At 63.3% G+C, this 25,917-nt stretch carries 21 protein-coding genes and 3 tRNA genes; 13 read left to right on the top strand and 11 right to left on the bottom strand.

Annotated features, from left to right (window positions below):
• Positions 1-5: 5 nt before the first annotated feature.
• Positions 6-806: a transporter substrate-binding domain-containing protein gene (locus tag VEK15_09595; GenBank protein ID HXV60935.1), complete on the bottom strand. Its 801-nt coding sequence runs from the start codon at positions 804-806 to the stop codon at positions 6-8.
• A gap of 113 nt (positions 807-919) precedes the next feature.
• Positions 920-1,834: a tetratricopeptide repeat protein gene (locus VEK15_09590; GenBank protein HXV60934.1), complete on the bottom strand. Its 915-nt coding sequence runs from the start codon at positions 1,832-1,834 to the stop codon at positions 920-922.
• A gap of 124 nt (positions 1,835-1,958) precedes the next feature.
• On the opposite strand from VEK15_09590, the gene VEK15_09585 reads away from it, so the two are divergent.
• The 3 genes from VEK15_09585 to hemG are packed head-to-tail and all read left to right on the top strand — an operon-like array spanning position 1,959 to position 4,929.
• A complete protein-coding gene (locus tag VEK15_09585; protein HXV60933.1) occupies positions 1,959-2,537 on the top strand; it encodes a DUF4388 domain-containing protein in 579 nt (192 codons plus the stop codon).
• Positions 2,534-3,574 (top strand): uroporphyrinogen decarboxylase, encoded by a 1,041-nt coding sequence (hemE, locus tag VEK15_09580; protein ID HXV60932.1) that lies wholly within the window; start codon positions 2,534-2,536, stop codon positions 3,572-3,574. Before VEK15_09585 ends, hemE begins: the two co-directional genes overlap by 4 nt.
• Positions 3,571-4,929, top strand: coding sequence for a protoporphyrinogen oxidase (gene hemG / locus VEK15_09575; GenBank protein ID HXV60931.1), 1,359 nt, complete (start codon positions 3,571-3,573; stop codon positions 4,927-4,929). Before hemE ends, hemG begins: the two co-directional genes overlap by 4 nt.
• Before the next feature lie 14 nt (positions 4,930-4,943).
• On the opposite strand, the gene VEK15_09570 is transcribed toward hemG, so the two are convergent.
• Positions 4,944-5,017: transfer RNA gene (locus VEK15_09570), tRNA-Gln, on the bottom strand.
• Between the two features lie 82 nt (positions 5,018-5,099).
• Positions 5,100-5,194: transfer RNA gene (locus tag VEK15_09565), tRNA-Ser, on the bottom strand.
• A 107-nt stretch (positions 5,195-5,301) separates the two neighbouring features.
• Between VEK15_09565 and amrB the strand changes: the two genes are divergently transcribed.
• The gene (gene amrB / locus VEK15_09560; protein HXV60930.1) at positions 5,302-6,537 is read left to right on the top strand and encodes an AmmeMemoRadiSam system protein B; all 1,236 of its coding nucleotides are present in this window, start codon (positions 5,302-5,304) and stop codon (positions 6,535-6,537) included.
• 27 nt (positions 6,538-6,564) lie between these two features.
• Here amrB and VEK15_09555 read toward each other — a convergent pair.
• Together VEK15_09555 and serS are read right to left on the bottom strand one after the other, a co-directional pair.
• Positions 6,565-6,650: transfer RNA gene (locus VEK15_09555), tRNA-Ser, on the bottom strand.
• A 15-nt stretch (positions 6,651-6,665) separates the two neighbouring features.
• Complete coding sequence (gene serS / locus VEK15_09550) at positions 6,666-7,952, bottom strand: serine--tRNA ligase (GenBank protein ID HXV60929.1); 1,287 nt, start codon at positions 7,950-7,952, stop codon at positions 6,666-6,668.
• Between the two features lie 150 nt (positions 7,953-8,102).
• Here serS and galU point away from each other — a divergent pair, with 150 nt between their 5' ends.
• From galU to nadE, 5 genes are read left to right on the top strand one after another with little or no spacing between them, the layout of a single operon-like run.
• Positions 8,103-8,966, top strand: a complete 864-nt coding sequence (galU, locus tag VEK15_09545; protein HXV60928.1) for a UTP--glucose-1-phosphate uridylyltransferase GalU — start codon at positions 8,103-8,105, stop codon at positions 8,964-8,966.
• 39 nt (positions 8,967-9,005) lie between these two features.
• Entirely contained in the window at positions 9,006-9,683 is a 678-nt protein-coding gene (locus VEK15_09540; GenBank protein ID HXV60927.1) for an NUDIX domain-containing protein, read from the top strand.
• A complete protein-coding gene (locus VEK15_09535) occupies positions 9,680-10,702 on the top strand; it encodes an isochorismatase (GenBank protein ID HXV60926.1) in 1,023 nt (340 codons plus the stop codon). The genes VEK15_09540 and VEK15_09535 overlap by 4 nt, the downstream gene beginning before the upstream one ends.
• 2 nt (positions 10,703-10,704) lie before the next feature.
• Positions 10,705-11,934, top strand: a complete 1,230-nt coding sequence (pncB, locus tag VEK15_09530) for a nicotinate phosphoribosyltransferase (GenBank protein HXV60925.1) — start codon at positions 10,705-10,707, stop codon at positions 11,932-11,934.
• Positions 11,934-13,892 carry an NAD(+) synthase gene (nadE, locus tag VEK15_09525; protein ID HXV60924.1) on the top strand — a complete coding sequence of 653 codons (1,959 nt, stop codon included), beginning with the start codon at positions 11,934-11,936 and terminating at the stop codon, positions 13,890-13,892. Before pncB ends, nadE begins: the two co-directional genes overlap by 1 nt.
• Before the next feature lie 6 nt (positions 13,893-13,898).
• Here the strand turns inward: nadE and VEK15_09520 are convergent, their stop codons facing one another.
• The gene (locus tag VEK15_09520; GenBank protein ID HXV60923.1) at positions 13,899-16,382 is read right to left on the bottom strand and encodes an ABC transporter permease; all 2,484 of its coding nucleotides are present in this window, start codon (positions 16,380-16,382) and stop codon (positions 13,899-13,901) included.
• 110 nt (positions 16,383-16,492) lie between these two features.
• Here VEK15_09520 and VEK15_09515 point away from each other — a divergent pair, with 110 nt between their 5' ends.
• Positions 16,493-17,845 (top strand): tetratricopeptide repeat protein, encoded by a 1,353-nt coding sequence (locus VEK15_09515; GenBank protein ID HXV60922.1) that lies wholly within the window; start codon positions 16,493-16,495, stop codon positions 17,843-17,845.
• Positions 17,846-17,858: 13 nt separating this feature from the next.
• On the opposite strand, the gene xerC is transcribed toward VEK15_09515, so the two are convergent.
• Genes xerC through dprA form a run of 4 tightly spaced genes read right to left on the bottom strand, consistent with a single transcriptional unit; the run spans position 17,859 to position 23,684 of the window.
• Complete coding sequence (gene xerC / locus VEK15_09510) at positions 17,859-18,749, bottom strand: tyrosine recombinase XerC (protein HXV60921.1); 891 nt, start codon at positions 18,747-18,749, stop codon at positions 17,859-17,861.
• Positions 18,746-20,062 (bottom strand): methylenetetrahydrofolate--tRNA-(uracil(54)-C(5))-methyltransferase (FADH(2)-oxidizing) TrmFO, encoded by a 1,317-nt coding sequence (gene trmFO / locus VEK15_09505; protein HXV60920.1) that lies wholly within the window; start codon positions 20,060-20,062, stop codon positions 18,746-18,748. The genes xerC and trmFO overlap by 4 nt, the downstream gene beginning before the upstream one ends.
• Before the next feature lie 6 nt (positions 20,063-20,068).
• Positions 20,069-22,564 (bottom strand): type I DNA topoisomerase, encoded by a 2,496-nt coding sequence (topA, locus tag VEK15_09500; GenBank protein HXV60919.1) that lies wholly within the window; start codon positions 22,562-22,564, stop codon positions 20,069-20,071.
• 43 nt (positions 22,565-22,607) lie between these two features.
• The gene (gene dprA / locus VEK15_09495; GenBank protein HXV60918.1) at positions 22,608-23,684 is read right to left on the bottom strand and encodes a DNA-processing protein DprA; all 1,077 of its coding nucleotides are present in this window, start codon (positions 23,682-23,684) and stop codon (positions 22,608-22,610) included.
• A 198-nt stretch (positions 23,685-23,882) separates the two neighbouring features.
• On the opposite strand from dprA, the gene VEK15_09490 reads away from it, so the two are divergent.
• The 3 genes from VEK15_09490 to VEK15_09480 form a co-directional block, all read left to right on the top strand.
• On the top strand, positions 23,883-24,233 hold the full coding sequence (locus VEK15_09490; protein ID HXV60917.1) for a tetratricopeptide repeat protein: 351 nt from the start codon (positions 23,883-23,885) through the stop codon (positions 24,231-24,233).
• 106 nt (positions 24,234-24,339) lie between these two features.
• Entirely contained in the window at positions 24,340-25,122 is a 783-nt protein-coding gene (locus VEK15_09485; GenBank protein ID HXV60916.1) for a hypothetical protein, read from the top strand.
• Positions 25,123-25,201: 79 nt separating this feature from the next.
• Positions 25,202-25,917, top strand: a 716-nt coding sequence (locus VEK15_09480; GenBank protein ID HXV60915.1) for a hypothetical protein, incomplete at its 3' end; no start/stop codon positions are given.

Raw genomic sequence — 25,917 nt, 5'->3', positions numbered from 1 at the left:
CCTCCTCAGGGAAGCTGTGCGATCCACTCGCCGCCCGAAAGCCACCTCGCGCGAAGCTCTTCGAGAGCGCCGGTCTTTTCGAAAGCGTCGACGTAGGCCTCCACGAGATTCCGGAATCGCTCGTCGCTCGTGGGCAGGGCAATGCCGACGGGCTCCACCGTAAACGGTCGGGACGGAGTGGCGAGATCCCTGTTGGGATTCCTCAGCACCGTCAGGATGCAGACGGGCATGTCGGCGATCATCGCATCGGCGGTGTCGCTCAGAATCATTTGCACCGCGGCCTCGTAGTTCGGGGTGGTTACGAGTTTCGCTTTCGGCGCCACGCGTTTCACGTAGTCGACGCTGGTCGAGTCTGCGAGCGCCACGAGCGTTAGTTCGGGAATGTCGAGATCACGCGGTCCTTTCATCGAGGTGAGCCGCCGGCCATCGGTCAGAACGGATTTTCCCGAGAGCAGGTAGGGGCCCACGAAGGCGACCTCGCGGATTCTCGCCGGGGTGATCGCCAGTCCCGACAGAACCATGTCTACTTTTCCATCCTTCAACGCGGGAAGGAGATCGGGAAACGGCATGGACGTCAAGGTCAGATTCACGTTCATGGCGTCCGCCAGCATCCGGGCCAAGTCGACTTCGAGCCCGATCAACTCCTGGTCCCTGCTGACGGCATTGAACGGTGGCTGGGTGCCGGAGGTCGCGACCCTCAGCTCGCGCGACTCGAGGATGCGATCGAGCACCGGACTCTGCGCCGAAGCCGGTGAGACGGTTGCGAGAGAGGTCGTCAGCACGAGAGCGAATAGACGGGTATCCATGGGCCTCCTCTGTCGGGGGCGATCCGGGTCGAGATTTCGCGCGGGGCGGCTAGCCGATCCCTCTCGTCGACACATCCGCCCCCAAATCATTTCGCCTCGGGGTGAGATCTGGGTTACTGCGGTAACGACGCGAGCATCTGCTCGGCTACCTGCGCTTGAGGACTGTCCGGTGCGATGGCGACGACTTTTTCGAAGGATGCCCGCGCCGCGGCGAGGTCGCCAAGATTCACCTGGGCGTAGGCAATCTTGAGATGCGCTTCGGGCCAGTCGGGCTTGCGCGAGGACGACAGCTGGTAGAACTCGAGCGCCTTGGCGGCGTTGCCCTGGCTCATGTAGATCTCCGCCACGTTGAAGGGCACGATCTCGTCCTGAGTCTGGTCGATCGCCTTCTCGAAATACTCCACCGCCTTGTCGAGGTCGCCTTGCTGTACCAGGATGTCGCCGACGCTCACCAGAGCGGCGGTATTCATCGGGTCCTGCGCCAGGACCTTTTCGTACGACGCCTTGGCTTCGTCGAGCTGTCCCATCTCCCGCCGGGCGCTTCCGATATTGTAATGAACCTGGTAGAGCGTGGGCTCGTCCGCCAGGATCGCCTCGTACTTCGCGATCGCGCCCGCGTAGTCTTTCTGCTCGAACAGGGTATTTGCCTCTTCGAGCAGCCCGCCCATCGCGCCACCGCTCTGTCCCTGCCCCAGCGGCTCCATCACGACATCCATCGAGGGATTCCTCCCCATCTGTTTGATGGCCTGTTTGTAGGCCTGAGGCTTGAACCCCGGGGCGCTGAACGTAAACTCGTACGTTCCCGAACGGAAACCGAGCAGAGCCCATTTTCCGTCCTTGTCCGATGTGACCTCGAGCGTCCGCTCGCTCTCGGGGCTCGTTGCGGTGATGGTGGCGCCTTCGATGGGTTTCCCCTCCACATCGTGGACCGAGCCCGTCACTCGTCCCGTCCCCATCTGAGCCGAGGCGGAAACGGCACAACCGAGCACGGCGCAAGAAAGCAAGGTCGCGAATTGCCTTCGATGCATGGCACTTCTCCCCCGGGGCTGCGCGGCCCCGAATCGCCGCCATTATAGTCTACGAGGCGGCCGAGGTATATCGACCCACGGCATCGTTTGTGATAGGCTCGCGGCGAAAAACGGAGAATTCATCGTGACATCAGCGAGTCGAACGGTGGAGCTTCAGGGCTCTCTGGCAAAGTTCACTCTTTCCGACGTCGTTCAGCTGCTGAGCTCCTCGGCGAGGACGGGTAAGCTCGGCCTGATCGAAGGGGACTCGGGCCGGGCGGGGGCCATCTACTTCGAATCGGGTACCGTCGTTCATGCCGAGGTGGGAGTGAGCGAGGGCGAGGATGCCTTCTTCGACCTCATGCGATGGAGCGACGGCGGGTTCATTTTTCGGCCTGACGAGGTGGCCGACAAGAAGACCGTTCGCGAGCGAAGCCCGGTTCTTCTCATCGAGAGCGCCCGCCGCAGCGACGAGTGGAGCGTTCTCGCCGAGCACATCCCCGATACCCGGTTCGTCCCGGAATTCGTCCTACCCGAGGACTCGCAGTCGGGAAGACAGATCAATCTCAACACCAGCGAATGGATGGTGTTGTCGAAGATCGACGGCAAACGCAGCTTGAGGGAGGTTGCACGGGAGGCGAACCTGTCCGAGTTCCACGTCTGCCGCCTTCTCTATCCTTTGATCATCGGCAAGCTGATCCGTCTGACGGAACCTGCTCATTGAGCAGACCGGATCGTTTCATCCGGGCCTGCCGCCGAGAAAGCGTCGACGCGACGCCCGTCTGGCTCATGCGCCAGGCGGGACGCTACCTCCCCGAGTACCGCAGCGTCCGCGAGCGCTACGGCCTCCTCGAGATCTGTCGGCGGCCCGAGCTCGCCGTCGAAGTCACGCTGCAGCCTCTTCGCAGGTTCGAGCTCGACGCCGCCATTCTGTTCTCCGATCTCCTGATCCCCCTCGAGCCTCTCGGGATTCCATTCTCGTTCGTGCGGGGAGAAGGTCCGAGGATCGAATCTCCCATCGACGGTGCGGCGGACGTCGAGCGTCTCCGAGACTTCGATCCCCGCGAAGAGTTGGATTTCACCCTGGAGGCGATTCGACTCCTGAGGAAAGAGCTCGAAGTCCCTCTCGTCGGGTTCGCCGGGGCTCCGTTCACGCTCGCCTCCTATGCGATCGAGGGGGGACCCTCGAAGAGCTTCGAGAAGACCAAGGCGCTCATGTTCCAGGAGCCGAGCACCTGGCATCGTTTGGCGGAAAGGCTCGCGGCCACCGTTACCGGCTACCTCGAGGCTCAGATCGAGGCGGGGGTCCAGGCGGTACAGCTCTTCGATTCGTGGGTCGGCGCTCTGGCACCCATCGACTATCGCGAGCTCGTGTTTCCGCACGTGCGATCCATCTTCGCTGCCCTTTCGAGATACGACGTTCCCCGCATCCTCTTTGGCACCGGCACCGCTGGACTGCTTTCCGAGATGGCGGCTTGCGGGGCGGACGTGCTGGGTCTCGACTGGCGTATCGACCTCGAGCGTGGTTGGCGGGCCGTGGGCGAGCGAACCGCGGTCCAGGGCAATCTCGATCCGGCCGTGTTGTGCGCGCCCCGCGAGATTCTCGTTTCCCGAATCGAATCGATCCTGCAGCAGGCGGGTGGACGCACGGGCCACGTTTTCAATCTGGGCCATGGCGTCTTGCCTCACACGCCGGTGGACAACGTATCGCTGCTCGTGGAGCACGTTCATCGCGCCTCGAGCCGCGAATCGGGCGAGTGAACTGCGACGTCGTCATCGCCGGGGGCGGCATCGCGGGTCTCACCGCGGCCTACGAGCTTTCGAGACGCGGTGTCGATTGCCTCGTCGTCGAGAAGGAAAACCGGATCGGCGGGCTCATCTTCACCAAAGTCCGGGACGACTTCGTGATGGACTGCGGCCCCGACGCCTTTCTCGCATCGAAGCCGCATGCGAAGGCCCTGTGCGACGAGCTCGGTCTGTCCGAAGAGCTCGTCGGAACGAACCCCGACGAGAAGAACGTCTACGTGCTCCATCGCGGCAAGCTTCATCCTCTTCCCGAGGGCATGCGCCTCACGGCGCCGACCCGCATCGCCCCTCTTTTGTTCTCGAGCCTCTTCTCCTTCGGTGGGAAACTTCGCCTGCTGGTGGAACCTTTCGTGCCCCGGCGCGGAGAGGCCGAAGAGTCCATTGCATCGTTCGTCTCTCGGCGCTTCGGCCGCGAGGCGCTCGAGCGTGTGGGCGAGCCATTGCTTGCCGGCATCCACTGCGGGGACCCGGAGAAGCTTTCGATGGATTTCCTCTTTCCTCGATTGGTCGCCCTCGAGAAGGACTACGGAAGCGTGACGCGGGGGATGCTGAGGACGTCGAAGCCCGAGGGGTCTACCTTTCTCTCGCTTCAGCGCGGGATGGGCCGGCTCGTGGAACGACTCGGCGATGCTTTGCCGTCCGATGGGTTTCGGCTCGGGACTGGAGTGAGCGCGCTTCGGTCGGAGTCGGGAGGCTTCGTGACCGCTCTCGAGTCCGGTGAGTCGATTCGCTCTCGTACGGTGCTGCTTGCGCTCCCTCTATCCGCGGCGGCTCGGCTGGTCGAAGTCGTCTCGACGGGGTTGTCCCGATCCCTCGCCCGCATCCCATTGGCTTCGACGGCGGTCGTCTTTCACGGTTTTCGAAAGGCCGACGTCGATCATCCACTCGACGGTTATGGATTCGTCGTCCCTTCCGGTGAGGAGAACCGCTTGCTCGCCGCCACCTTCGTCACCACGAAGTTCCCCCACCGTGCCGCGAAAGATCACGTGCTGTTGAGAACTTTTCTCGGGGGCACTCGGGATCCCGATGTCCTGAGGCTCGAAGACTCCGAGATTGCCGAGCTCTCTCTCGGCGAGCTGAGGCAGGCAATCGGTCGAATCGGGGATCCTCTGTTCTCGCACGTCGTCCGGTGGGATCTGCGGACCCCGCAGATCCAGATCGGCCATGGCGCCATCCTGTCGTCGCGGGATCGAGAGCTGGCCGCTCGGCCCGGTCTTTACGTTCTGGCGAACGGACTCGACGGCGTGGGCATTCCCGACTCGATCGCAAGCGCCCGAGAATGCGCTCTCAGAATCGCGACCGGTCGGTGAGCGGCGGGAGCGATTGGCTGGGAAGCAGGGATTCGAACCCCGATTCCACGGTCCAGAGCCGCGTGTCCTACCGTTGGACGACTTCCCAGCGGGCTCGCAAGGCAAGGTCAGAGTACTTGTCCGACGCTGGTTTGTCAAAAAGGGGCAACCAATCGAGAACTGGCGTCGGGTGGCGGAGAGGGAGGGATTCGAACCCTCGACACAGGCTCAACACCCGTGTAACTGCTTAGCAGGCAGCCCTGTTCAGCCACTCCAGCACCTCTCCGTTTCGGGGTGGGGTGAGGGCTCGTTCATACTACAATGTTGAATCTTCATGCGTCAAAGCGTCGATCGATTCACGTACTCGCTCGAGCTCGCCAAACTGAGGGCGGTTTGAGCGAGCTTCTTCCCAGGCTTCGACCCGACCTCGACGTCATGCCCTCGCCCCTGCCGGATGCGCCCGGTGTTCTCATTCGGGATCCGATGGGCTATACCGAGACCATGCTCGTCATCGCGCCTCCTTGGGATCGCTTGTTGTTGTTTCTCGACGGCTTTCACACCGAGCTCGATGCCCAGGCCGCGTTGACCCGGTTTCAGGGTGGCCGGCTCGTGGCGAGCGAAGACGTGCGCGAGTTCGTCGACACCTTGGAGACGGCGGGATTTCTCGAGACCGAGGGGCTCGGGGCGATGAAGAGACGCCGTCACGAGGCGTTTCGCGCGTCGCCGGTCCGAGTCCCGTCCCACGCCGGAACCGCTTATCCGGGGGAGAGAGCCGAGCTCGAGACCTTCATCGATGCTTTCCTCGCTGACGGAAGTCCCGAAGCGGGCGGTCCCACCCCCCGCGCGATTGCCGCACCTCACGTCTCGCCGGGCGGAGGAAGAGCGTCCTACCGCGCTGCCTATCAGCTCGACGGGGCTCGCGATGGAAGCGAGCTCGACATCGTCGTCCTGGGCACGTCGCACTACGGTGAGCCGGAGCATATCGGGGTGACGCGCAAGCCTTTTCGCTCTCCCCTCGGGGAAGTCCCGGTTGCGATCGAGCTCGTCGAACGCCTCCTCGAGCGCGGCGGTGACGCCGTCATCGATGAAGACTATAGCCACGTCCCGGAGCACTCCATCGAGTTTCAAGTCGTTTTTCTGCAGCACCGGCTGCGGCGACCGTTTCGCATCGTCCCCATCCTCGTCGGTGCCTTCGCAGACAGTTTGGTAACGGGAAAACGGCCCGAGACGCTCGACTCGAACCGCCGTTGCTTCGACGCCCTCTCCGAGCTGGCGGAGGAGAACCCGAATCTCTTCTGGGTCCTCGGAGTGGACATGGCGCACGTCGGTCGCCGCTACGGGGGGCCGATGCCGGCGCGTGCCGGTGAGGGCGAGATGGTCGAAGTCGCCGACAGAGATCGAGAGAGGCTCGCGATGGTATGCGATGGCGACGCCGAGGGCTTTTTCGATCTCGTGAGCCGCGGGGGTGACGAGCTGAACTGGTGCGGTTATTCGCCGCTCTACGCGTTTCTCCACGCCGTGGCGCCGGTGCTCGGACTCGAGGGCTCGCTACGCCACTACGAGCAGTGGAACATCGACGCCGGCTCCGTGGTGACGTTCGGCGCCATCCACTTCCACGAGACCGAATAGCTCCGTACAGCTTTGTTCGGGGCCGGCTGGCGGAGGGAGAGGGATTCGAACCCCCGGACCTCTCGGTCTGCGGTTTTCAAGACCGCCGCCTTCGACCACTCGGCCATCCCTCCGGAACCGATGTCATTCTACCGTGCTCGAGACAGCCGCTCGTTGTCGTCGAGGTAGGGTTGCAGAGCTTCCGGTATCGTGACCGAGCCGTCCTCGTCCTGGAAGTTCTCGAGAATGGCAAGCCAGGTGCGCCCCACCGCGAGGCCCGAACCGTTCAGAGTATGGCAGTAGCGCGGCTTCGCCCTTGGGGATGGCCGATAGCGGATGCCCGCGCGCCTCGCCTGGAAATCCGTACAATTGCTGCACGAGCTGATCTCGCGATAGGTGTGCTGCGAGGGTAGCCATACCTCCAGATCGTAGGTCTTCGCCGCCGAGAATCCCATGTCACCCGACGAAAGCGTGACCTGGCGATAGGGGAGCTCGAGCCGCTCCAGGATCGCGGCGGCGTTCGCCGTCAGGCTCTCGAGCTCGTCGTAGGAGCTTTCCGGCTCAGTGATCTTCACCAGCTCCACCTTGTCGAACTGGTGCTGGCGGATGAGACCACGGACGTCCTTTCCGTAGGAGCCGGCCTCGCTGCGGAAACAGGGCGTGTAGGCGGTGTAGCGTTTGGGAAGCTCGTCCGCCTCCAGAATCTCTTCCCGATGAAGGTTCGTGAGCGGCACTTCCGCGGTCGGCACCAGGTACAAATCCCGCTCGCGCACCTTGAAGAGGTCCGCCTCCAGTTTGGGAAGCTGCCCCGTTCCGAAGAGCGCCTGGGCGCCCACCAGAAACGGCGGAAGAATCTCCCGATAGCCGTGCTCGCGGGTGTGTATGTCGAGCATGAAATTGATGAGAGCGCGCTCGAGCTTCGCGCCCATGCCGCTGAGCACCGCGAAGCGGGCGCCCGATATCTTCCCCGCGCGGTCGAAGTCGAGGATGCCGAGCGATTCTCCGAGCTCCCAGTGCGGCCGGGGATCGAAGGGGAAATTCCTTGGCTCGCCGACCCTTCGCACTTCGACGTTCGACGAGGCGTCGGCGCCCACGGGCACGCTCTCGTGAGCCAGATTGGGAAGCGTTGCCAAGAGCCTCTCGCACTGCTCTTCGGCCTCGCTCTGGCGCTCCTCCTTTTCCTTGATTCGATCGGACGCGGCGCGAAGCTCGCCGCGAAGTGCCTCGGCTTCTTCCTTCTTCCCCTGTTTGAACAGGGCGCCAATCTGTTTGGAGGACTCCGAATGGTCGTGTCGCAGAGTGCTGACCTCGGTCTGGAGGCGCTTCCTCTCGTCGTTCAGGCGGACGAGCTCGTCGAGATCGACGTCGACGCCGCGCTCGCGCACGCGCGCACGGACGAAGTCGATGTTCTGGGTTGCGAAGTTCAGATCGAGCATCGAAGCGCATTTTAACCCTGAAACGAGAAACCTCCGACTGCCGCCCCCCTTCTCGAGCCGTCTCTTGCGCGTGGAAGATGGAGCATGCTAACCTATTGCAATCGCTCGCTTTGTACTCCCAACTCCAAGAATCGACAAGGAAACTCTTACATGATGATTCGCAAAGCAGTTCTTCCGGCTGCAGGACTCGGCACCCGCTTCCTCCCGGCGACGAAGGCGCAACCGAAAGAGATGCTCCCCCTCGTAGACAAACCTCTCATTCAGTACGTCGTGGAAGAATCGGTCGAAGCCGGAATCAGCGACGTGGTCATCGTGACCGGGCGGGGCAAGACGGCGATCGAAGACCACTTCGACGTCTCCTTCGAGCTCGAGCGCTTCCTCGAGGAGAAGCACAAGCCCGAGGAGCTCGCCATCGTGAGGTCCATCTCCGATCTCGTCAACGTCTCGTACGTTCGCCAGAAGGAGGCGCTCGGACTCGGGCACGCCGTGCTGGTTTCCGAGCCGATCGTCGGCGACCAGCCTTTCGCCGTCCTTCTCGGCGACGACCTCGTCGTCAGTGACGTCCCTTGCATCGCCCAGATGATCGAGGTCTTCGAGCGAGTGAGGGCCCCGGTCCTCGCCGTGATGCGCGTGAGGCCAGAGGAAATCTCGAGCTACGGCGTCATCGCCGCGGCCCCCGAGGGCGAACGGCTCCATCGGGTAAGCGGCCTGGTGGAAAAGCCGCCGAAGCACGAGGCCCCCTCCGATCTCGCGATCATCGGACGCTACATATTGACTCCATCCATCTTCCGGCACATTCGCGAGACCGACCGCGATCAAAGAGGCGAGATCCAGCTCACGAACGCTCTCCAGTCTTTGTTGTCGGAGACGCCGGTCTATGGGTTCGAGTTCCGGGGCGTTCGACACGACTGCGGGAACAAGCTGGGTTTCCTCACTGCAACGGTCGAGTATGCGCTGAGACGGCCCGATCTGGGCAACGCCTTCCGGAACTACTTGAAAGGACTAAAGCTCTAGCGACTTGCGCTTTGTTAGTGTATAGAGTACACTAATTTCGTGCCCGACCACGGGAGGCTCCGCCAAAACATCGGTGTCGCCGTCGACAACTGCATCTTCACCGTCCTCGAAGGCAGCCTGCAGGTTCTTCTCATCCAGATGAAACGAAGGCCGTTCGAGGACCGGTGGGCCTTCCCCGGAGGCCTCGTCGAGGACGGAGAAGCCCTCGACGCGGCGGCGGCGCGTATCCTCAGAGAGCAGACCGGCGTCAGTCACGTATACCTCGAACAGCTCTACACCTTCGACGATCGAAAGCGCGATCCTTCCAACCGGGTGGTCTCGGTCGCTTATTTCTCTCTGGTACCGCCCGGAGGCGTGGCGCTGCAGACGACGGAGAAGTACCGAGCGGTGCGATTCTGGGACTTGGACCGGCGCCCTCGGCCGCTCGCCTACGATCACGAAGAGATCCTCGCCTATGCCCAGAAACGTCTTCAGTCGAAGGTGCAGTACACGAATGTGATGTTCTCGCTTCTTCCGTCGAAGTTCACCCTGTCACAGCTCCAGAGTGCTTACGAGACCGTGTTGAAGCGCTCTCTCGACAAGCGAAACTTTCGCAAGAAGGTACTCTCGCTCGGTCTCGTCGAGGCCTCGGGAGAGCGGGCGACGGGTGGGCGCCACCGGCCCGCCATGCTCTATCGTTTCGAGAAGATGCAGCCGGAGATCGTGGAGGTCTTTTGATCCCCGAGCACTTCGATCCGGGCCGCGTGGGAGAGATCTACCGCGTTTCCTATCAGGAGCTCGCCGCCGAGGCACGGTCGTTCGCGGCGAGGCACGACATTCGCCCGGCGCGCACCGATGAGCGTCGCGTGGGACTCCTCCTCGTCGACGTGCAGAACACGTTCTGCATACCCGGGTTCGAGCTATTCGTCGCCGGACGGTCGGGCGACGGGGCGGTGAGAGACAACCGGCGCCTTGCCGAGTTCATCTATCGCAACTTGCAGCACATCACCCGCATTCATGTCACGCTCGACACCCATACGGCCATGCAGATCTTCCACGAGGTCTTCCTCGTGGACGAGAAAGGAGATCACCCGGCGCCGATGACCGCGATCTCCCTCGAAGACGTGGAATCGGGCCGCTACCGGGTGAACCCCCTCGTCGCCGATTCCATTGCTCGGGGCGACCGCGAGTCGCTGCAGCAGCATCTGGTTCATTATTGCCGGCGCCTGAGTCGGGACGGGAAGTACCAAATGATGGTCTGGCCCTACCATGCGATGCTCGGCGGGATCGGTCACGCGCTCGTTTCCGCCATCGAGGAAGCCGTTTTCTTCCACACCGTGGCGCGCTCGAGCCAGGCCTCGTTCGAGGTGAAGGGCGAAAACCCACTGACCGAGAACTACTCCGTTCTCCGCCCCGAGGTGCTCGAGGGACCCGAGGGCATCATCGCGCGAAAGAACCACGCTCTCACGGACACCCTGCTGGGCTACGATGCCTTGATCGTCGCCGGACAGGCCAAGAGCCACTGCGTGAGCTTCACCATCTCGGACCTTCTCGAGGAGATCGGGGAGCGTGACCCGGCCCTGGCGCAGAAGGTGTACCTCCTCGAGGATTGCACGTCACCGGTGGTCGCGCCCGGAGTGGACTTCACCGAAAAGGCCGATGCGATGTTTCGGGAGTTCGAGCGCGCGGGAATACATCGGGTGCTCGCGTCCACACCCATGAGCGAGTGGGGAGCGGCCATGGAAAAGCGAGGCTGACGATGCCGGTGGTGCAATCTCTTCTCGATGTCGATTTCTACAAGTTCACGATGGGCCAGCTCGTCTTCCTCCGCTACCGCGACGTGCCGGTGACTTACTCCTTGACGAATCGGACCCGTCGAGTTCGCCTCGCGGAGATCGTCGACCGCGCCGAGCTACGCGAGGAGCTCGATCACGTGAGGAGCCTTCGCTTCAACAACAGCGAGCTCCACTACCTCCGGGGAACGAACGAGTACGGCGATCGCATGTTCGCCGAGGACTACCTCGAGTTCCTTCGCGACTTCAAACTCCCGGAGTACGAGCTCGAGGTCGTGGACGGAAGCTTTCGCCTCCGGTTCCGCGGCAGGTGGTCGGAGACGATCTACTGGGAGACCATCGGCCTCGCCATCGTGAACGAGCTCTACTATCGAAACCTCATGAAGGACATGAGTCGCTTCGAGAAAGATCTGGTCGACGCTCGCGGGAAGCTCCGTCTGTCACGGAAGATCGAGGTCCTCAGGGAGCACCCCGAGGTCAAGTTCGTCGATTTCGGGACGAGACGTCGCTTCAGCCGGAGCTGGCAGCACTACGTGGACCGGACGCTGGCCGAAGAGATGCCGGCACAGTTTCTCGGGACCTCCTCGACCGAGTCCGCAATGCTCCACGGGCTCGTACCCATGGGGACGTCGGCGCACGAGCTCTATATGGTGATGTCCGGCATCATGCACGAGTCCGACGATCGGATACACGATTCCCACAATCGGGTGCTCGAGGACTGGTGGGATCTGTACGGCTGGGGGTTGTCCATTGCCCTCACCGATACCTATGGCGCCGACTTCTTCTTTCGGGACATGACCGAGGCGCAGGCACGTGCCTGGAAGGGGCTTCGGCATGACTCGGGAGATCCGTTCGAGTTTGGCGAGAAGGCGATCCGTTTCTACCGGGACATCGGCATCGACCCGAGGGAGAAGCTCCTCATTTTCAGCGATGGTCTCGAGCTCGAGACCATCCTCGCGCTGTCCCAGCGGTTTCATGGCCGAATCAAGCTGAGCTTCGGCTGGGGAACGAATCTGACGAACGACCTCGGCTTCGAGCCCATCTCGATCGTCGTGAAGGCCGTCGAGGCGAACGGCCACCGCACCGTGAAGCTCAGTGACAACCTGGCCAAGTCCACCGGCACGAAGGAGGACATCGAGCGTTTCCGGCGCATCTTCGGACACCAGCACGAGCACGCCCGGGCCGTTCGCTACTGATGCAGCCGGTAAAGATTGGGCTCGCTAATCTCGACCCGACCGTCGGGGCGATTCCCTCGAACCTCGAGCGGTTGATCGAGATGGCCGCCGAGATGTCGGCGAATCGATGCGCCATCGGCGTATTCACCGAGCAGGTCATCCCGGGATACCCCACCGAAGATCTCGTCCAGTGGCGCGGGTTCGTGGAGCAGCAGGGTCGGGCCCTGGAGCGTTTCGCCGAGGCCACGGGAGCGCTCACCCATCCCACGATCTTCGCCCTCGGCCTGTCGGTCGCCGACCGTGGATTCGTCTACAACGCGGTTGCGGTCGTCGCCGCCGGACAAATCGTCGGCTTGGTGCCCAAGGAGCACCTTCCGACCTACGGCGTGTTCTACGAAAGCCGCGTCTTCGCGCGAGGCATTCCCGGTGAGACGCGGACGGTGCTCGGAGCCCCGTTCGGCGATCTACTGTTCCGTGCCCCGTTCGGCGTCTTCACGGTCGAAGTCTGCGAGGACATGTGGGTCGCCGATGGTCCCTTGTTGCGCCGTTCGGCTTCCGGCGCCGAGCTGGTACTGAACCTCTCGGCTTCGCCCTGGCGCACCGGCATCGCCGAGACGAGAAGGGAGCTCATTGCCACGCGGGCTTCGGACAATCAGGTGACCTTCGTCTACGTGAACCAGGTCGGGGGGCAGGACTCGCTCGTGTTCGACGGCGGGGCCTATGTCAACCAGAACGGCCGGTTGCTCCACGAAGCCGAGCGCTGGCGCGAGGGGTGGTCCTCGTTCGTGGTCGATCTCGACCGCACGCGGCGGCTTCGCTTCGAGAGCACCACGTGGCGAGCGAGCGCCGAGGCCTATCTGAGAACGCATCCGCCCGTCAGGATCGTCGAGGTCGACATTCCCGATTCGGAGCTCCGACCCGAGATTTCCCCGAGCAAGAACTTCTTCGTTCCCGAGCCCGGGCCAAAGCTACCACCCGAGAAGCAATGGTACGAAGATCTCGTTGCCGCGATGCGAACCGGACTCGACGGCTACTTTCGGAAAACGGGCGCTTTCGACAAGCTGGGCATCGCTGTGTCGGGCGGCAAGGACTCTTCACTCACGCTCGTCATCGCCTGGCTCTACGCCCGCGAGCGGTTTCGCGACCTGCCGGAGAAGGAACGGCGAGCCCGAATCCGGGACTTCATCTGCTGTTTTTCGATGCCCACCCGGTTCAATTCACCGACGACCCGAGCGATCTCGACGAAGCTCTGTGCCGCACTCGGGGTCAGCTTCCGGGAAGTCCCGATCGAGGATGCTTTCGAGCGCGAGGTCGAGGCGGCGCAGGCGATGCTCGGCCCATCTGAAGAGCTCCCCGCCCTGACGCGACAGAACATTCAAGCTCGCATCCGCGCCCAGCGCATGTGGAACTGGGCGAACGCGACCCGGGCTCTCTGGATTCAGACGGGCAACATGAGCGAGAAGGCGGTCGGCTACACGACCATCGGGGGGGACCTCATGGGAGCCTATTCACTCCTGGGGAACCTTCCCAAGACGATCGTCATCCGTCTGCTCGGCTACCTTCGCAAGAAGCACGACATCGAGGTTCTCGACGAGCTTCTCGAAACGAAAGCCTCGGCCGAGCTCGCGGAGAATCAGGAAGACGAGAAGGATCTCATGCCGTTTCCCGTGCTCGACGCCTGCTTCGCTCTTTTCGCCGGTGAGAAGCTCATGCCGGTGGAGCTCTACTCGGCGCTGCGCGCGACCTGGACCGACGAAGAGCTGAAGCGGATGCGGCCCGATTATCGACCGGGCATGCTCAAGGATTGGGTGAAGCGGTTCTGCGGCCTTTTCATCGGATCGATCTTCAAGTGGGTGCAGGCGCCCCAGTCGGTGCACCTGGGAAACCTGGACCTCGACCGCGAACGGGCTCTGCAGCTTCCCGCGGTGCAGTCCCGTGAGTGGCTCGACCTCGAAGCGCTCGACGCGCTTTCCGACTAACAACTGCTATTCGTACCGGAGCGCAATCAGGGGGTCGGATCGGCCCGCACGCAGGGCGGGTACGTAAGCAGCCGTCAGCATGACCAGCGAGAGGAGAAGGGCAACGGATCCAAAGGTGATCGGGTCGATCGGGCTCACGCCATAGAGGAAGCCAGCGAGGAACCTCGACATGGCGGCCGCGCCCGCCCAGCCCAGCACCACGCCGACGGTCACGAGCCACAGACCGTCTCCCACGACGAGTCTCACGAGCTGCGCCGGACTCGCGCCGAGCGCCACCCGGATTCCCATCTCCCGGCTTCGTTGGGCGACGGCGAACGACATCAGTCCGTAGAGGCCGAAGGCGGCGAGACTCGAGGCGAGCACCGCAAAGACGGTCATCAACCCTGCCGCCATGCGCGCGGGAAACAATGCACTGCGAACGAGCCTTTCCAGGGGAACGATGTCCGACACCGGCAAGTTGGGCTCGAGGGAGAGCAGCAGGTTGCGCAATGGGGGAACGAGAGCCTCGGGAGAAACGGCGGTTCTCATGAGGAGCCTCATCCCCGTTTCGTGCACCTGCGCGAGCGGCTGGTAGACGTGCGGGGTGGCCGGTTCACCGACGGTACGGTATTTCGAATCGCTCACGACGCCCACGATGGTGCGCGAGCTCTCGTCGCCCCCGAGTCGAATGCGTTTTCCGAGGGCATCGACGGCGGGGAAGAAGCGTTTGGCGAAGGTTTCATTGATGACCACCACGAACGGGGCATCCTCGATGTCTCGATCGGAAAAGTCCCTTCCTTCGAGAAGCGAGATTCCCATCGTTCGAAAGTAGTCGACCGCGATTACGTTGGTCCCGACCACCGGTAGACGTTCGGCGTCCCATTCGGGGCCGATCTCCGGCGAGCCCTCGAGCCTAAAGGTCGTCGTTCGGCCTCCGCCCTCGAGGGGGACGACGCGTGCCAGACTGGCGGACACGACGCCGGGCAACACCCGGGCGCGCTCCAGGACGTCCCGATAAAGATTCCGGCCGTCGGTCTTGGTGTAGCGCAACAGGTCGATGCGGAGCGGAGCCGTGAGGACTTCGTGGGCCCGGAATCCAGGGGCCGCGGCGCGGGAGTTCCAGAAGCTCTTCGAGAACAATCCCGCCACCACGAGCAATACGATGGACAGAGCCAGCTGGGCGAGCACCAGGGCCTTTCGGCCGGCGAAGCGCCCGCGAAGACCTTCCGCACCGTCGGTGTGCTTGAGGGTCTTCGCCAGCTCACCGCGACAGGAACGGAGGGCAGGGGCGAGACCCACGAGCGCCGCCGTGACGACGGACACGAGAAATGTAAACAGAACGACCTCGAGGTCGACACGGAAATCGAGAGTGAACGAGAAGATCCCCGCCTCCGGTACGAGCCGGGTAAATCCGTGCAGGGCCCAACTCGCGAGGAGAAGGCCCAGCGCCCCTCCGAGAACGCTGAGCAGCAGGCTCTCGGTGAGGAGCTGACGCACCAGGCGAGCCTTGGCGCCGCCGAGAGCGAGCCTCAGGGCGATTTCGCGTCTCCTCGATACGGCACGGGCGAGCAACAAGCTGGTCACGTTGGCCGTGGCCACGAGGAGCACGAGTCCGACCACGGCCATGAGAAGGACGGAAACCGACGAAAGCCACGGCCATGCCCGGGGGTCGACTTTCTCCACGGGAAACACCGTGGCAGATTCTCCCTCGTTCGTGTCGGGATAGACCCGCTCGAGCTGCCGGGCGAGGGTTCCGACCGCGATGGCCGCTTCGTCGGGTGAGCGATCGGAGCGCAGGCGTCCTACGACGCGGAGCCAGCTCGCGTTGCGACGATCGAGCAGATCGGGATCCATCTCGCCGGAAAAGCCCCCGCGCGGCGGACGGAGGTAAGCTTGCATCATCATCGGCACGTAAATGTCATAGCTCTCGAGCACATCGGGCCCTCGAAATCCCCGCGGAGCCACGCCCACGACGTGGTACGTCCGGCCGTTGAGGGTGATGATCCGTCCCACGACCGAAACCTCCGCACCGAAGCGGCGCCGCCACAGGCCGTCGCCGAGCACCGCGACCGGATGCTCGCCGGGAACGCGGTCGTCTTCGGGTGTGAGGAGCCTTCCCTGCTGGGGACGCAGGCCGAGAGTCTCGAAGAAGTTGCCGGTGACGATGAGCCCGCGGCATATCTCGGGGGCGGAGTCTCCCCCGAGGCTCACGGCGATCTCTCCAAAGGCGGACAGGCTCTGAAACACTTCGGTGCGGTCGCGGTAGTCGAGATAATCGGGATAGGAGATCGAATCGTACGGGCTTTCTTCCGTCCCGGTGAAGAGGAACCAGAGCTCCTCCGGTGAGTCGACGGGAAGCGGGCGAAAGAGCGCCGCGTGCACGACGGCAAACATCGAGCTGTTCGCACCGATTCCCAGCGCGAGCGACGAAATCGCCGTCAGCGCCACGACCGGAGCGGCGCGAAGCATGCGATAACCGTAACGAACGTCTTGCCAGAGGATCTCGATCATGATGGTTGCCTCTCCCGACGCTTGGTCTCCTGACTTGTTTATCAGCCCGCAAGTGTAAGCGAAATTGCACCCGGATTCGGCCTCCACCCGGCATGATATTCTTGGTGACGATGCGGAGCGCTCTCCTGACGAGCCTGGCTCTGTCTCTGGCTTCCTCGGTTCTCTCGGACGAGCTCGAGGTCGAGACCACCTGGGCATCCCTTCGTGCCGCCGGAAGCTCGTTCGTGTTCGGCCGGCTGGAAGGACGCTTCGACGGGCCGGACTATCGTGGGCGGAAGCTCCGCGTGCGGCGGGAGACGACGAACGAAGAGCACGTCATCGACGTGGATCAAGGGCTCGGCTATTTCCGGGCGGCCCTCCCCACCGGCACCTACGAGATCCTGGCGATCGAGGCCGTCTACATTGCGCCGATCCGACCGATGAAGCCCGACCGCTACCCGCCGGTGAAGCAGCGCTATGCCCTCAAGCCGTCTGCCGACGACGGGTTTCCCACTTTTCCCGTCGTCACCGAGATGCCGTTGTATCTGGGAACGCTCCGCTCGAGCGTCGGAAGGAGCGGGATCGTCTACGAGGGGCACGAGCTCGAGATCATCGACGAGTTCGTCGACGCATGGGAGCACATGAGATTTACCCATCCGCGGCTCGTCGCGAGCCTCGTTGAAGAGGGCGTCGCGCCCGAGCGTTATTTCTTCCTCAAGCCGAGATCGGGCAGTCCTGCCCTGACGGCCGCCCTCGACGATCCGATCGATCGGGCACGGGACTACATTGCCGAAGGTAAGTTCCGACAGGCGATCGCCTGGCTCCAGACTCAGCTCCCCACGACGGACGACGAGCGCTCGACCTTTCGTCTTCTGATCGGCGAGGCCTTCCTCGGTGACCGACAATATCCTGCGGCCATCCGGGAGCTGGGGGAAGTATTGCTGGGAGACCCCGAGAACTGGCGGGCCCTGCGGCTTCTCGCGCGGGCTCACGCTCAGAACGGCAACGCGGCCGACGCCGTCGGCCTTTATCGGGCCCTTGCCGAGGCGGTGCCCAACGACGCCGAGGCGAGCTTGCACATCGGCTACCATCATGCTCTTGCCGGCGAGGCCGGGCTCGCCGCCGCCGCCTTCGAATCGGCCTTCGAGTCGAACTTCGACTACCTGCTCCACGACTTGATGCCCTACGCTCTCGCCCTCAAGGCGGCCACCGGGCGTTACGAGCCTCCCGAAGCCATCAGTGGTATCGTCAAACCGCCGAGCACGATGCGATCGCGGCGCGGTTCGAGCGGAGGATTCGCGATTTTGATCGACCACCAGGGACGCGTCGTGGCCGCTCACCTCACGAGAGCCGCTGAGAGCTGGGCTCCCGTCGTTCTGATGTCGGTGATTCGTGCCAAGTTCACGCCGGCGCAGTTGAATGGTGTGGCCATTCCATGCCTGGTGATCCTGGGAGCCGAGGACATCCTCGAGCAGACCCAATAGGTCCTCGGGCCTTTCAAGCCTTGGGATGCGCCTTTTCGTAGACGTCGAGCAACCGCTGGGCCGATAGGGTCGTGTACTTCTGCGTGGTCGAGAGGCTCTGGTGACCGAGAAGCTCCTGAATGGAGCGGAGATCGCAACCCCGCTCGAGAAGATGGGTTGCGAAGGCATGACGGAGGCTGTGAGGCGAGAGCCCCTTTCGGAGGGCCGTCAGCCTGAGGTACCGGTCGACCAAACGACGTACGCTACGGGCCGTCAGTCGCCCTCCCCGGGCGTTGAGGATCAACGCGTCGGTGCCGCGGCCGAGGCGGACGAGCTTCTGGCGGTCGGGCAAGTAATGCCGGACCGCCTCCGCGGCGGGCTCACCGAACGGCACGATGCGCTCCTTGCCGCCCTTTCCGACGACGCGGACAAGACGTGATTCGAGATCGACCTCCGCGAGGTCGAGCGAAACGAGCTCACCCACCCGGAGGCCGGTTGCATAAAGAAGCTCGAGCAGTGCACGGTCGCGGCGTCCCAAGGGGGTCGATGAATCGGGAGCATCGAGCAGACGCTCTACCTCGGCCTCCTCGATTCGCATCGGGATCTTCTTGTCGAGCCGGGGCGTTCCCACGAGCCGAGCGGGGTTCTTCGTGAGCCGCCCTTCTCGATTCAGGTAGCGGAAGAACGTTCGTATGGCGGCGAGCTTGCGCGCGACCGAGGAGCGAGCGGCGCCCGCTTGGTGCAAATGCGCGAGGAAGGCTCGGAGGGCGAGAACGTCCACGTCCTCGACCCGGGTGACCGTAAGCGCTTCGGCGAGAAAGACTTCGAGCTGCTCGAGATCCGAGCGATAGCTCGCGACGGTGTGCACGGAGAGACCACGGCGGTATCGCAGATCCTCCGCGAAAGCGTCGATGTCGCGCCTCATGCTGCGGCCGTTTCGACGAAGCGGTCCATGGCGGCGAGAGCGCGTGCGACCAGCGCTTCTTTGCGTTCTCTCCGGCTCTTGACGCGGGTCTCGAGCGGCGGCAGAAGCCCGAAGGCGATGTTCGTCGGCTGGTAATTCTCGGGATCGGCCTCCGAGATGTAGTGGCAAAGCGAGCCGAGAGCCGTGGTTCTCGGTGGCACGACCGGAACGAGTCCCCGCGACAACCGCGCCGCATTGATGCCGGCGAGAAGCCCGGATGCGGCCGATTCCGTATAGCCCTCGACGCCCGAGATCTGTCCCGCGAAAAAGAGCGAATCTCTCGTGCGTGTCTGAAAAGTCGGCCGGAGCAGAGTGGGCGCGTTGACGTAGGTGTTGCGATGAATCATTCCGTAGCGGGAGAACTCGGCGCGCTCGAGGCCGGGAATCATCCGCAGAATCCGCTTCTGCTCGCCCCACTTCAACTGGTTTTGGAAACCGACGATGTTGTAGAGCGTCGCCGCCAGGTTGTCTTGTCGAAGCTGCACCGCGGCGTAAGGTCTTTTTCCCGTTCGGGGATCGATCAAGCCGACGGGTTTCATCGGTCCGTACCGCAGGGTGTCGATCCCGCGCTGGGCCATGACCTCGATGGGGAGGCAACCCTCGAAGTAGAGTGCCTGGTCGATGGCGTGGAGATCGACCCGCGCCGCGGCAGACAAGGCCTCGTGAAAACGGAGGTACTCGACCCGGTCCATGGGACAATTGACGTAGTCGTCTCCACCCTTCCCGTAACGCGATGCGCGGAAGGCTTTGCTGAAGTCGATGCTCTCCACTTCAACCACCGGGCTCACCGCGTCGTAGAAGTACAGGGAGTCGCGACCGGTGAATGTACGGATCGAGCTCGCCAGGGTCTCCGAAGTGAGCGGTCCGGTCGCGAGTATCACGAGCCCGCCGTCGGAAACGGCGCGCACTTCCTCCCGCAAGAACGTGATCCCCGAAACGGACCGTACGGCCCGGGTCACGTGTTCGGAGAACCGATCGCGATCGACGGCGAGCGCCTGCCCCGCGGGTACGCGGGCGAGCTCGGCCGCTTCCATGACGAGCGATCCGAGCCGGCGCATTTCTTCTTTGAGAAGCCCGTGTGCGCTATTCAAAGAATCGGAGCGCAGGGAGTTGCTGCAGACGAGCTCGGCGAAACCCTCGGTGCGGTGAACGGGCGTCGTGACCAAAGGCCGCATCTCGTAGAGGCGTACGGGAATGCCTCGCTTGGCGAGCTGCCAGGCCGCCTCCGAGCCGGCGAGACCGGCGCCCACCACGGCAACTTCGCTCGAGCTCAAGCGCCTTTACTTCGCGGCGACCTCTTCGGGGTCTGGCTCCTTCACGGCGTCCGGGGCTCCGCCGTCGATGCTTCGCTTGTATCCGCAGCCTTCCTCGGTGCAGGCGTAGTGGGCCCCGTCGCGCTTGGTCGATTTCTCGAACAGGACGGGATAGCCGCACTCGGGGCAGGGTTCGGCCACGGGCTTGTGCCAGCTGGTGAAATCGCAATCGGGGTACTGCGAGCACCCGAAGAAGAGCTTGCCGCGCCTCGAACGACGCTCGACCACCTGCCCGGGGCAGTCTTCCCTGGGGCAGGCGACGCCGACCTCTTTCTGCTTGATGTACTTGCAGTCGGGATAGGAGCTGCAGGCGGTGAACTCGCCGTAGCGTCCATGCTTCACGACGAGCCGGGAGCCGCACTTCGGGCAGGTCTCGTCGAGCAGCTGGTCGCGCTTCGTCTCGAGCGAGCCGTCCTTGCCCTTGAAGATCTTCCGGGTGTTCTTGCACTCGGGGTAGCCGGAGCAGGCGAGGAACTGGCCATAGCGGCCTTTCTTCAGCACCATGGGCCTGTCGCATTTTTCGCAGGTCTCTTCGGAGAACGCGTCGGGGTCGGCGGATTCTTTGTCCTGGTAATTCTGGATCTCGCGGGTGTTGCGGCACTCGGGATAACCGGAACAGGCCAGAAAGTGACCGAATCGCCCCCATTTGATGACCATGGGCTTGCCGCATTTGTCGCACTTCTCTTCGGTGGCAATCTCCATGGCCTTGACGTTGGTCATGTGCTTCTTGGCTTCGGTCAGGTCCTTGCTGAACTTCTGGTAGAAGCCGTCGATCGTCGTGAGGTAGTTGGCCCGACCCTCCTCGATCTCGTCGAGCATCCCTTCGAGCTTGGCGGTGTACTCGATCTCCATGATGTCGGCGAAGCTTCCCATCAGCAGATCGGTGACGAGGAATCCGAGCTCGGTGGGAACGAACTTCCGTTCGATCTTCTGTACGTATTGTCGATCCTGGAGAACCGAGAGGATGCTGGCGTAGGTGCTCGGCCGGCCGATGCCTTTTTCCTCCAGCTCTTTCACGAGCGACGCCTCGGTGAATCGAGGCGGCGGCTGGGTGAAATGCTGCTCCGGCTGGACTCCGAGCAGCTTCAAGAGCTCGCCCTCCGAAAGCGGCGGGAGCTTCTTGTCCTTGCCGTCTTCTCTGGACTCTTCTTCCTCTCTTTCCTCCGCGGTGGCCTTCGGGGAAGTGTCTTCGTCCTTCCCCTCCTCGTAGACCGCGAGGAAGCCCTTGAACTTGAGCACCGACCCCCGCGCCCGCAGGATGTATCGTCCCGCCTCGATCTCGGCGATGGTCTCGTCGAACAAAGCGGGCGCCATCTGAGAGGCCACGAACCGGTTCCAGATGAGCCGATAGAGCTTGAGCTCGTCGCGGTCGAGATAGGGCGCTATGGAGTCGGGGTCTCGATAAACCGAGGTGGGCCGAATCGCCTCGTGGGCGTCCTGGGCGCCCTTCTTGCTCTTGTAGATGTTCGGTTTGTCGGGAAGCAGATCCCGGCCATATTTCTCTTCGACGAATTGACGGGCCTCGTCGAGAGCCTCGTTGGCGATGCGGGTCGAGTCGGTGCGCATGTAAGTGATGAGACCGACCGGTCCTTCGCTCCCGAGCTCGATTCCCTCGTAGAGACGCTGGGCGACGATCATCGTCCGCTTCGCGGTGAAGCCGAGCTTGCGCGCCCCCTCCTGCTGAAGCTTGCTGGTGATGAAGGGAGGCACCGGCTTGCGGCGCCGCTCCTTCGCGGTGACCGTCTTGACGGTGAAATCGAGATGGGAGAGCTCGTCGGCGATCGCCCGCGTCGTCGCCTCGTCCTTCAGCTCGGCGGCGTTGCCGTCGATCCGGGTGAGCTTCGCGATGAAGCCTGGGGGAGTCTTTGCCTCCAGGTCGGCGTGGATCGACCAGTACTCCTCGGACTGGAACGCCTGGATGTCCCGCTCGCGCTCGCAGACGATGCGCAGCGCCACCGATTGCACCCTACCGGCGGAGAGCCCCCGCCGGACCTTCTCCCAGAGCAGAGGAGAAATCTGGTAGCCCACGAGCCGGTCGAGGACTCGGCGCGCCTGCTGCGCGTCGACCTTGTCCCGGTCGATTCTCTTGGGATTGCGGATGGCCTCTTCCACCGCCTTCTTCGTGATCTCGTTGAACAGGACCCGGTGGACGGCGCCGTTCTTGGCCTGGAGCTCCTCGGCCAGGTGGAAGCTGATGGCCTCACCTTCGCGGTCGGGGTCGGGAGCGAGGTAGATGGCAGTCGCCTTCTTCGCTTCCTCCTTGAGCTCGGAGAGCACCTTCTTCTTCTTGGGAATGACCACGTAGTCCGGCTGGAATCCGTGCTCGACGTCGACGCCGAGCTTGCTCTTGGGGAGGTCGCGGACATGGCCCATCGAGGCTCGTACGACGTAGTTGCGTCCGAGAAACTTGTTGATGGTCTTCGCCTTCGCCGGCGATTCGACGATCACGAGTGACTTCGTCATGGGAATCGTGTAGCGATATGGTGGCACGCGACCCGGCATCGCGTCAAATTTCCGGCCGGTAGCGCCCGTCGGGGTGGCGCCGGACGCGTCTCGCCACCTCGAGCCGGGAAAGCGCCGCGAGCGTGCGCTCGGTCGGAAGCGCGACCGCTTCGAGAAGCTCGTCCACGTCGAGCGGTCGCGTGAGGGACTGCCGCAGAGCCCTCACGACGGCGTTCTCGTCCTCGTCGAGCTCGGGCGCCGTCGGGGCCGTCCGGGGAGAGGCCTTGATTCTCAGAGCCTCTCGAACGTCCTCGCGAAGCTCCTCGAGAACGTGCTCGGCTCGGCCGACGAGGCGTGCACCGTCTCGGATCAGCTCGTGGGCTCCTTCGCTCGTGGTCGAGTCGATGGGTCCGGGCACGGCGAAAACATCGCGGTTCTGGTCGGCGGCGAGGCGCGCCGAGACGAGCGAGCCGCTCTTGGTCGCCGCCTCGACGACGATCGTCCCCAGGGTGAGGCCGGAAATGACCCGGTTTCGCCGGGGGAAATTCCGACCGAGAGGAGGCTCGTTCAAATCGAACTCCGAAAGGACGGCTCCAGATGTCGCGATCTCCTCGGCGAGCCGCCGGTGCTCGCGCGGATAGAGACTGCAGAGGCCGGAGCCGAGCACGGCCAGCGTGCGCCCGCCTTCTTCGAGGGCTCCTCGATGGGCCGAAGCGTCGATGCCCCGCGCGAGCCCGCTTGTGATCGCGAGTCCCGCACGAGCCAGATCCCGCGAAAGCCGGCGGCTCGCGGCAAGCCCGTAGGATGTCGGTCGCCTCGAGCCGACGATCGAGATGCCGAGCGCATCTTCCGGCCGAAGCGTGCCCCAGACCGATAGAGCGATCGGAGGATCGAAGATCTGCCTCAAGAGCCGCGGATAGCTCGGTTCGGTCAGCGCCACGATGCGATAGCCCTCCTTTTCCGCTCTTTCGAAGGAACGCGCCGCGGCGTCGCGCACCCCGATCGGCACGACGGGAGCAAGACCCTGTAGCGCGCCGGCGCAGCTTCCCGCCGATTCGATCGCGTCCCAGGGGTCGGCTGTCCGCGGCAACCGGGCTCGCGACAGGACCCAGGCCGCGAGCCGCTCTTCGTCGGAGTCCATGGTCGTCTCTTTTCCTGAAGACGGAATCGGGGACGAAGCCCCTCCCGGAAGGGCGACGAAGTTGCTTGCACCGTCCCTGCCAGCTGGGCTACGATACCTCTGCCGTCGCCATCACGTAATTGTGATGCGAACCTCAAAGATTCTGTTGGGAGCGAGGTAGAGTTGTCCTCGAGCGTCCGCCCACTGACCACGCTCTTGGTGCTAGCGTTGCTCGCCGCGCCTCTCGCGCTCGATGCCGTTGCCGACGAGCGCGAGAACGAAGCCAAGAAGCAAGTCTACTTCGGCATCGAAGTCGCGCAGCGAGGCTTGTGGCGCGAAGCCATCTACCGTTGGGAGAAAGCGGTAGAGCTCGACCCTCGCAATGCGAGCGCCCGAAACAATCTCGCCGTGGCTTACGAGCAGGCGGGGCAGTTCGACGAGGCCAATGTCGAATACGAGCGGGCCCTGGAGATCGATCCGAACAACCTCTACATCCGCCAGAACTACGAGCTCTTCAGGGAAGCGTATGAGCGAAAGAAAAGGACGGATCAGAGATCGGGGACGAACTAGCCCGTTCCCGCTCGTTTCGGGAGGGATGACGGCGGTTTGCTGGGGGTGCGACGAGGTGAGTTTGGCCAAGCAAATGAGTCGTAGCAAATCGAGCCGCCGGGGGTCGATGCCTGTCGGCCGGCTCACAGTCGGGTTGGTGCTCGCGTCGACGTTGGCCTGTACGAGCTATTACGAGGTCCCCATCGAGGTTCCGATCTCGGCCAAGCTCGACGTGGAGAAATACAATCGGATTCTGGTTGCGAGCTTTACTACCCAGTCCAACGAGGGCATCGACCTCGACGCCGAGACGGTACGGCTGCTTCGCAACCAGCTTCGCATGCGATCGAACCTCATGGTCCTCGATGCCGACATCGAGCCGCTCGGAGATTTCTCCGAACAGACGCTCGAGCAGACCGGCATGCTCGCGGAGTTCGAGAAGATCGAGGAGCAGGCTCGCTCCGCCGGCGAAGAAGAGATCTCCCGGCAGGAATGGATCGATCTCGAGCAGGACAAGCTCCTCGAGGACTCCGAGTACTGGCAAGGAGTTGGAGAGGAATACCAGAATCCGTTGATCGTGACGGGAAAGCTGGCCTTCGGATCGGAGTCGCGGTCGGGCTTCTCGACGAGCGACCGCTACGTGAGAGATTCGTTCAACCGGCCCACCCTCGTCCGTTCGAACGTGTTCGAAGAGCGCACTGGCTTCACCCTCAACGCCGAGTTTTATTTCATCGACGGTGAGACCGGCCAGACGATCCATCGCGAACGTTTTACCGAGGAGGTCATCTACGGCCGTGATGAGCAGACCTCGGCCCTCTCCTCGTATTTCGAGCTGATGGATCGGCTGATTCCGAATTTTCTCAGCATCCTGTCGCCCCAGACGTTCCGGGGAACGAGGGTGCTCTTGAAGTGAGCGACCGAGACCCACGAGCGCTAGGCTTCTCGCCGCCGAGCTTTTCGCGTCGTCCGGGCAAAACGATACGAGGTATCTCATGAGGTTCACCACCATGCAATCTTCTTCGGCGCCACGGGCGAGGATCGCGTCTATCATCCTTCTGGCGTCACTGGGCGCGGCGGCGACGGCTTTCGGCCAGGCTTCCTTCGCTCCTTTCTACGGAAAGAACAAGGTCAAGTACGACAAGCACCGGTGGCAGGTCTACCGTTCGCCCCATTTCGAGATCTACTACTATCCCGAGTTCGAGCAGGAGCTCGGCCGCCTCGTCAGCTACGCGGAGAGCGCCTACGAGCAGGTCTCGAACGACCTGAAACACGAGATCTCCTTTCCCATCCCGCTCATCCTCTATAAGACGTTCTCGGAGTTCGCTCAGACGAACCTCTTCCCCATCGAGGTGCCCGAAGGGGTCGGCGCCTTCGCCGAGCCTTCGCGCGACCGGATGGTCCTTCCCATCGACTATCCGCCGGACGAGCTCCAGGAGCTCTTCATCCACGAGCTCACCCACATCTTCCAGTTCGACATCATTCCCCGATCCCTCGTGCGGCGCTCGGTTCCGGTCTGGATCGACGAGGGCATGGCCACTTACATGGAGGACGAGTGGGATCCGCTGGACATGATGGTAGTGCGGGATGCCGCGGTGACCGACCAGGTCCCGAGCTTCGAGGCCCTCGACGTCGGCTTCGCCCGGGCCGCCTACAGCTTCGGCTCGTCGATCTTCGAGTTCATCGAGGAGCGGTTCGGAAAGGAAGGGGT

It is taken from the genome of Vicinamibacteria bacterium (assembly GCA_035620555.1).
Taxonomy (GTDB): Bacteria; Acidobacteriota; Vicinamibacteria; order Marinacidobacterales; family SMYC01; genus DASPGQ01.
This window is presented reverse-complemented; position numbering and strand designations above follow the sequence as displayed.

Coding starts and splice junctions, on each gene's coding strand:
- VEK15_09595 (HXV60935.1), bottom strand. CDS start 806: ATGGATACCCGTCTATTCGCTCTCGTGCTGACGACCTCTCTCGCAACC.
- VEK15_09590 (HXV60934.1), bottom strand. CDS start 1,834: ATGCATCGAAGGCAATTCGCGACCTTGCTTTCTTGCGCCGTGCTCGGT.
- serS (HXV60929.1), bottom strand. CDS start 7,952: ATGCTCGATCTGAACTTCGCAACCCAGAACATCGACTTCGTCCGTGCG.
- galU (HXV60928.1), top strand. CDS start 8,103: ATGATGATTCGCAAAGCAGTTCTTCCGGCTGCAGGACTCGGCACCCGC.
- pncB (HXV60925.1), top strand. CDS start 10,705: ATGCCGGTGGTGCAATCTCTTCTCGATGTCGATTTCTACAAGTTCACG.
- nadE (HXV60924.1), top strand. CDS start 11,934: ATGCAGCCGGTAAAGATTGGGCTCGCTAATCTCGACCCGACCGTCGGG.
- VEK15_09520 (HXV60923.1), bottom strand. CDS start 16,382: ATGATCGAGATCCTCTGGCAAGACGTTCGTTACGGTTATCGCATGCTT.
- VEK15_09515 (HXV60922.1), top strand. CDS start 16,493: ATGCGGAGCGCTCTCCTGACGAGCCTGGCTCTGTCTCTGGCTTCCTCG.
- xerC (HXV60921.1), bottom strand. CDS start 18,749: ATGAGGCGCGACATCGACGCTTTCGCGGAGGATCTGCGATACCGCCGT.
- topA (HXV60919.1), bottom strand. CDS start 22,564: ATGACGAAGTCACTCGTGATCGTCGAATCGCCGGCGAAGGCGAAGACC.
- dprA (HXV60918.1), bottom strand. CDS start 23,684: ATGGACTCCGACGAAGAGCGGCTCGCGGCCTGGGTCCTGTCGCGAGCC.
- VEK15_09485 (HXV60916.1), top strand. CDS start 24,340: ATGCCTGTCGGCCGGCTCACAGTCGGGTTGGTGCTCGCGTCGACGTTG.